Here is a 5,782-nt window from a genome sequence, read left to right as displayed (position 1 = left end):
ATTAATTGAAATTATTGATAAAAATGGAAATATATCTTTGTTAAAAGACATAGAGAATTTTAATTATACAGGAGATAAATCAATTAATGATATAGTTGAATATAATAATAAATTATACATTTCTACTTCTTTTGCAATTGTGGTTTATGATTTATCAAAACAGCAATTTGGAGATACTTTCTTTATTGGAGATGAGTCCACAGAAGTATTAATAAATAAAATTAAAATTTTTGATAATAAAATATATGCCGCTACAGAAAATGGAATATATGTGGCTGATGCCGACAATTTAAATTTGATAGATTTTAATAATTGGACACATTATTTTACTGGAAATTTTGTGTCTATTGAAGTTTTTAACAACCAAATTTATACTATAAAAGACAAAACTCTTTATAGGTTAGAAAATAATTTGTTAGTAACTGTTAAAACATATTCTCAAAGCTTGCTTAGTTTAAAGTCTAGTACAGATTATTTAACAATTTCAACCTTAAGAATTATTTATATTAATAAAACAGATAATTCTCAGTATACAAGTTATACAACAGTATCTACCAACCCATATTATTTTAGTACAAATACGGCATTATTTGATAATAACACACTATATATAGCAACTACCGAATATGGAATTCTTAAAAGTGAATTTGAAACAATAGGCGATTTTACGGAAATTCACCCTGATGGTCCATTATCTAATTCACCGTTTTCAATTTCTGTAAAAGATGCTAATTTGTGGGTTGTTTATGGAGGTTATAGCACTTCTTATAATCCATCAAATGGAAAATACGGAGTAAGTCATTTTAATGCCAATAATTGGGTTAATATTCCTTATAGTAATTTTAATGTAAAAAATTTGGTGAATGTAACTTTTGATATAAATAATAGCAATAAGGTTTATATAAGTTCATATGCAGCTAGTAGCCCAACAGATGTTACAAACACTGGAGGTATGTTAATTATGGAAAATGATGAAATGACTGATTTTTGGAATTATTCAAATAGTGGTTTGGAAAATTTGATATACACTGCTAATCCTAACTATATAAGTACAAGAATTGGAGGATCAGCATTTGATAGTCAGGGTAATTTATGGATTGCAAATTCTTGGGTAAATGAGCCAATTAAAAAATATTCATCAAATGGAGTGTGGTCTAGTTTTGATATGACTTCTATTGCATCTTATGGCGGTTATGGGTTAAATGAATTGATTGTAGACAGTTTTAATAACGTATGGATTGGATCTAGACAAGATGGAGTATTGGTTTTTAATGAAAGTAGTAATAATAAAACAGCGCTAACAACCGATAGTTATCTAGGCGCATTACCTTCATTAAATGTTAGAACCATTCAAATGGATGCAAGTAATAGATTATGGATAGGAACTTATGGTGGATTGGTTGTTTTGTATAACGCTATAAATGTGTTTTCAAGTTCAAGCGTAATAGCAGAGTCGGTTATAATTTTAGAAGATAATGTGGCTCAAAAATTATTAGGTGATGCTGTTATAAATTCAATTGCTATAGATGGTGCCGATAATAAATGGTTTGGAACAGATTCTGGTGGAGTATTACAAACAAATCCTGATGGAAGTACAACATTACAAACTTTTAATACAGATAATTCTCCTTTACCATCTGATAAAATTTTAAAGATTGCAGTAGATAAAAATTCAGGTAAAGTGTACTTTGCTACAGACAAAGGAATTGTAGCTTATAATAGCAATGTAGCAACTTATGGAGACGAACTTCCTGAAGTGTATGCATATCCAAATCCTTCAACTAAAAATAATAGTTTAATTACTATTGATGGAAGAAATGGAGCCCATTTGCCAAATAAAACAAATGTAAAAATTTTAGATACAGCCGGAAATTTAGTGTACGAAACAAATGTTAAAGAAGGTGAGGAGTTGTATGGAGGAAAAGTTGTTTGGGATAAAACCAATTTAGCGGGTAAAAAAGTAGCTTCAGGTGTTTATATTGTTCTATTAACTTCAAATGAAAGTTCCGAAACAGCAATCACAAAAATTGCAATAATTAATTAAATGATTGAAGTTACCAAAGCAATAGTTATTTCAACAATAAAATTTGGTGATACAAGCTTAATAGCAACTTGTTATACAGAAAAATCAGGTATAAAGGCCTATTTACTAAAAGGTGTTTTAAGTGCAAAAAAAGGAAAAATAAAACCTGCCTATTTTCAATCTTTAAATCAGTTAATTTTAACTGCAAATCATAATAATAAGGGAACTTTAAACTCTATTAGAGATATTGAAATTGTTAGTTTTTATCAATCCCTTCACAGCGATATAAAAAAGCAAACCATTGCATTGTTTTTAGCGGAAATCTTATATTATTCTATTAAGGAAGAAGAGCGAAATGAGGCTTTGTATTCATATTTAGAAACATCATTCTTATGGTTAGATACTCACAATGATATTTCAAATTTTCATTTACTGTTTTTATTAAATTTAACCAAGTTTTTAGGATTTTACCCAGAAACAAATAATTTTAATAGTTTGTATTTTGATTTAGTTGAAGGGAATTTTACAAACTTAAGAAGCTCTAATAGTGTGAGTGGTGAAAATTTAGTGCAATTTAAAAAGCTTTTTGGTATTAATTTTGATGCCTTACATTTGGTTCAATTTAATGCAATAAATAGGCAAGCTGTTCTTGCAATTTTAATTCAATATTTCGAATTTCATTTAAGCGGCTTTAAAAAGCCAAAATCTTTTAATGTATTAAAAGCTGTATTTAGTTAATTATGAGAGTATTATTATTTAATTTATTTGTTGTATTTACTATAACTATAAATGCACAACAAGTAATTGTTATGGATAGAGGTTTAAATTTACCTATTCAAGGTGTAACAATTTATAATGATACAAATACATCGGTAGTTTCTACTAATAAAAACGGAATTGCTGATTTGACTGATTTTAAAGATGTTGATGTAATGTATTTTAACCATATTTCTTATTACGAATTTGAAATTTTAAAGCGCGAACTTGGAGAATTAGAATTTGTAGTTTATTTAAATAAAAAAGCTGAACAATTAGATGAAATAGTACTTTCAGCTTCAAAAGGACAAGAAAAAAGAAGTAGGGTAGCAGAGCAATTTACTGTAGCATCACTAGAAGAAATAAAAAAAATAGCACCACAAACTTCTGCCGATTTGTTGGCTAATTTACCTGGAATCCGTGTTCAAAAAACACAATCTGGTGGTGGAAGCCCAGTATTAAGAGGAATGGAGGCAAATAGAGTTTTATTGGTGGTTGATGGCGTAAGAATGAACAATGCTATATATAGAACAGGGCATTTGCAAAATTCAATTACAGTATCTCCAAACATTATAGAAAGAACAGAGGTTGTATTTGGGCCATCATCGGTTATTTACGGGTCAGATGCTTTAGGAGGTGTTATTCATTATTTTACAAAAACACCTAAAATTAGTGAAAAGCCAACTGTAAATACAGCTGTTTATTCCAGATTTAGTTCTGTAAACTCTGAATTTACAAATGAAGCGAATATAGAAATACGAAGAGCAAAATTTGCATCATATACAAGTATTTCACATAGTAAATTTGGAGAAACCGCTATGGGTAAAAATCGCACACATGGGTTTAATGATTGGGGAAAAGTATTTGAATATTCAAACAACACCAACTCTTTTTATAATGAAAATGCAGTTATAAATTCAAAAGAATACTTGCAAAAAAATACAGACTATAATCAAACAGATGTTTTACAAAAATTAGTATTTCCATTAAACTTAAAAAACGATTTAATAGTTAATTTACAATATTCTACATCTTCAAATATTAATAATTTTGAAGACTTAACCGAGTATTCTAGTGGAGAATTAAAAAATGCAGAATCGTATTACGGACCTCAAAAAAGATTACTTCTATCAACCCAATTAAAAATAAATTCAGATAAAAAATGGTTGGAAAGTGGTGCTATAACTTTTGCGTATCAAGATATTGAAGAATCTAGAATTCAAAGAAAATTTTCGAGTTTAGATAGAACCTACAGAATAGAAAATGTTGATGTATTTAGTTTAAATGGCGATTTTTTTGTGCCATTAACAAATAGTAATAATAGAATATTATCATACGGTTTTGAAGCAATTTATAATGATGTTGGATCAAATGCATATGGAAAAACAATTGAAGTTTTTGGAAATAAAATTGTTGGTTTTTCAGATGATTTTACCGTACAATCCAGATATCCTGATGGAGGTGGAACCAGCACAAGTTTAGCTTCATATATAAATTATAGGCAAGACATTAGCAAAACATCAACATTAAATACAGGGTTGCGCTATGTTAATTCAAATTTAACAGCCAAATGGATTGATGAGACTTTTATAACGCTGCCAGATTCAGATATTTCTTTAAATAATAGTGCTATAACCGCCACTGTTGGTTATGTGTTTAAACCATCAAAAGATTGGCAATTAAATAGTGTTGTTTCTTCTGGTTTTAGAGCGCCAAATTTAGATGATATTGGAAAGGTAAGAGAAAAATCGGGTAATGTTACAGTTCCAAATACATCATTAGAGCCAGAATATGTGTATAATTTTGAAACTAGTATTATAAAATATTTTAAAGAGAAAACATTTACCACGCACTTAAATGTGTATTATACATTGCTTTCTAATTATATTACACGAGATTATTTTAAAATAAATAACAGTGAAACTATTATGTATGATGGCGAAGAGGGAAATGTAGTTGCAAATGTTAATAAAGACAATGCCTATATTTTTGGTGGAACTTTTGGTTTTAGAGGGAATATTAATAATCAATGGTACGGAAAAGGATCTTTAACATATACAAAAGGGAAGGCGTATGATACCAATGAACCATTATCTTCTATTCCTCCAATTTTCGGTTTACTAGAATTGGGTTATGAATTTGATCGTTTTCAGGCAGCTATCAATTGGAAATTTAATCAAAAGAAAAAATTGGAAGATTATAATACAATTGAGGGTATTGATAGTTTAGAACAAACCCCATTTATTACAGAAACCAATAGTTATTACGGAACTCCTGGTTGGAATACTTTAAATTTTAACACAAATTATAAAATTAATAATAGCGTTACTTGTTTTTTAAATATTGATAATATATTTGATATACATTATAAGGAATTCGCGTCTTCCATATCCGCACCCGGTAGAAATATTTCCATCTCATTCCTATTAAATATTTAGTTTTAATATATACAAAAGTGTAGTTTATACGATAAAACATACCATTTATTGTCTATTCGGAACATTTTATTTAAATTAGCCAATATTTAATGTGTATATAGATGAAAGGTAGTTGGTTATATTTAAGGATGATATTAATTCTTGGTTTGTTTTTAGCGGTTTCTGCTACAACTAAGGCGCAGGAGATGCAAGTGAATTTATTAGGTGGTTCTGCAGTAACCCAAGGAGAATCTGTAGCAATAACTGAGGGGAGTAGTTTAACTTTTAGAATAACAAATATAAGATCTAATTGTGGGACTTTAAATATTGAAGATATTGTTTTAAGTAATACAGCAGATTTTACGTTGTATTATTACTATAGTTTGCCATATAATGTTCGTTCTGAAGATTGTAGAAATGGTGTTAAATATTACGATTTTATTATTAAAAACACCAGTAATAACTGTTCTGCATCTACAACTATAACTATTGAAAACAATAGAGATAGTCCTGATTTTTCCTTTTCGGTAAGTATAAATTCTTCTCCTTTAATTTATGTTTTAGGAGGGAGTCCTTTAGCAGATAT

The 5,782-nt window shown here is 28.6% G+C and carries 4 protein-coding genes; all 4 read left to right on the top strand.

Annotation, left to right across the window (positions count from 1 at the left end; translation table 11 throughout):
- The coding region (locus ABY298_RS14415; RefSeq protein WP_372746757.1) for a two-component regulator propeller domain-containing protein at positions 1–2,044 on the top strand (2,044 nt) is incomplete at its 5' end.
- The gene (gene recO / locus ABY298_RS14410) at positions 2,045–2,761 is read left to right on the top strand and encodes a DNA repair protein RecO (protein ID WP_372746756.1); all 717 of its coding nucleotides are present in this window, start codon (positions 2,045–2,047) and stop codon (positions 2,759–2,761) included. It begins immediately after the preceding gene.
- Between the two features lie 2 nt (positions 2,762–2,763).
- Positions 2,764–5,217: a TonB-dependent receptor plug domain-containing protein gene (locus tag ABY298_RS14405; protein WP_372746755.1), complete on the top strand. Its 2,454-nt coding sequence runs from the start codon at positions 2,764–2,766 to the stop codon at positions 5,215–5,217.
- Between the two features lie 101 nt (positions 5,218–5,318).
- Positions 5,319–5,782: hypothetical protein (locus ABY298_RS14400; protein ID WP_372746754.1), on the top strand; the 464-nt coding region annotated here is incomplete at its 3' end.

Origin of the sequence: Lutibacter sp. (assembly GCF_041596795.1) — a bacterium.
GTDB lineage: Bacteria > Bacteroidota > Bacteroidia > Flavobacteriales > Flavobacteriaceae > Lutibacter.
This window is presented reverse-complemented; position numbering and strand designations above follow the sequence as displayed.